The organism is Ligilactobacillus acidipiscis DSM 15836 (assembly GCF_001435755.1).
Classification (GTDB): Bacteria; Bacillota; Bacilli; order Lactobacillales; family Lactobacillaceae; genus Ligilactobacillus; species Ligilactobacillus acidipiscis.
This window is the reverse complement of sequence record NZ_AZFI01000268.1, coordinates 1-1,629: the sequence shown is the minus strand read 5'-3', so window position 1 is coordinate 1,629 and position 1,629 is coordinate 1. Positions and strand designations below refer to the sequence as shown.

Here is a 1,629-nt window from a genome sequence, read left to right as displayed (position 1 = left end):
TTGGAATGACAAATGCACATTTTACGAGTTTGAAACAATATGAAGATCTCGATTCAATTAACGCTTACCATGAATGCGTTGAAGAGCAAAATCTAGTAAGTTCACAAAAGATGTTAAGTTATTTGGCTGATCGGTCACGTGACAATTCCCGCACCCCGATGCAATGGAATAACAAACGAAATGCTGGTTTTTCTAATGGGGAGCCGTGGTTTGACTTGAATGCTAATTATAAGGAAATTAATGTTGAAGAATCTTTAGCGGACCCGGATTCAGTGCTGTACTACTATAAGAAGTTAATCGAATTGCGACATAAATATGATATTATACAAAAAGGAGATTATGTTTTACTTGATCCAGAAGATCAAAAAGCATTTGCTTACAAACGACATTATCAGGGAGAAGAATTACTGGTAATAAGTAACTTTACGAGCGAAGCTATTTCTAGAAATTACGGACAAGAAAATGCTCGGAAGTTACTTGTCAGCAATTATTCTGATGATAAGCAAAACGAACTCCGCCCATTTGAAAGTAAAGCTTATTTAATATAAACATGTTTAGCTGCATTCTCGTTTTGCATTAAAATTATGATAATTTATGAAATGGCTAGAAACAGTTTAACTTAATGCTTTTCTAGCTATTTTTGGTTATTAGCGTTAAATAGTTGTTTGTTACCGTTTTGCACAAAATTTTTTAAAACAAGATTATCACTCTTCAATAACTTTGTTCCCGTTCACTGATTTTTCTTGAATTTTTAAACCGTTTTTAGTTTTATATGTCTTAATATTTGTTTCTTTCAACTAATTAGTCATGTTCTAGATGCGGCCATACGGTCATACCATTTGTTGTTAAAAGAAAATATTTTTATATGTTTAACTAGCATGTTAATCCAATTAGTCATACTGATGTAGTAAAGAACTAAGACTAGTGAGAGATTCTTGTTTGTAAAATTTAACAAAAAAGGAGAAAATACATGATTTTAGAACAAAAATTTCAATATATAGCTACCGGAAAACCTTATACTGATCTTGATCCTAAACTAGTTGAAGAACGCCATAGATCAACAACAATAACGAACAAAATTAATCGGGAAGAAAATACTGAAAAGAAGGAACATTTAATCAGAAAACTTTTTGGTAGTGCAGGTACTTCGCCTGAAGTTAGACCAAATTTCCGTTGTGAGTTCGGGCGTAACATTCATGTTGGAGAATATTTTTATGCTAATTATGATTGCGTGATACTAGACGGAGCAAAAGTAAGTATTGGTGATCGAGTACTATTTGGGCCAAAAGTGGGGTTGTATACAGCGAATCACTTGTTTGACGCTAAAGAACGTGAAATTGGCGGGTGTGTGGCTAAACCAATTACTATTGGAAGTCGTTGCTGGTTGGCCGCTAACGTTTCTGTGCTGCCTGGTGTAACCATTGGAAGTGATGTGATTATTGGTGCTGGTAGTGTTGTGACGCATGATATCCCTAGCAATGTTATCGCAGCAGGTAATCCATGTAAGGTCATTCGGCCAATTACAGAAGTGGATAAAACTGGATTTTTTGGAAAAGATAACTTTTAGGAAATAATCATATTACGATCCGTGAATATAATCCCTGAATTATTCATACTTTTCCCTTAAGG

At 34.3% G+C, this 1,629-nt stretch carries 2 protein-coding genes; both read left to right on the top strand.

Annotation, left to right across the window (positions count from 1 at the left end; translation table 11 throughout):
- On the top strand, positions 1-548 hold a 548-nt coding region (locus tag FC65_RS10590; protein WP_191979917.1), incomplete at its 5' end, for an alpha-amylase family glycosyl hydrolase.
- 422 nt (positions 549-970) lie between these two features.
- Positions 971-1,567, top strand: a complete 597-nt coding sequence (locus tag FC65_RS10585; RefSeq protein ID WP_056972697.1) for a sugar O-acetyltransferase — start codon at positions 971-973, stop codon at positions 1,565-1,567.
- The last annotated feature ends 62 nt before the right edge of the window (positions 1,568-1,629 follow it).

Excerpts from the sequence above, each read along its gene's own strand:
- FC65_RS10585 (WP_056972697.1), top strand. The coding sequence starts at position 971 with ATGATTTTAGAACAAAAATTTCAATATATAGCTACCGGAAAACCTTAT.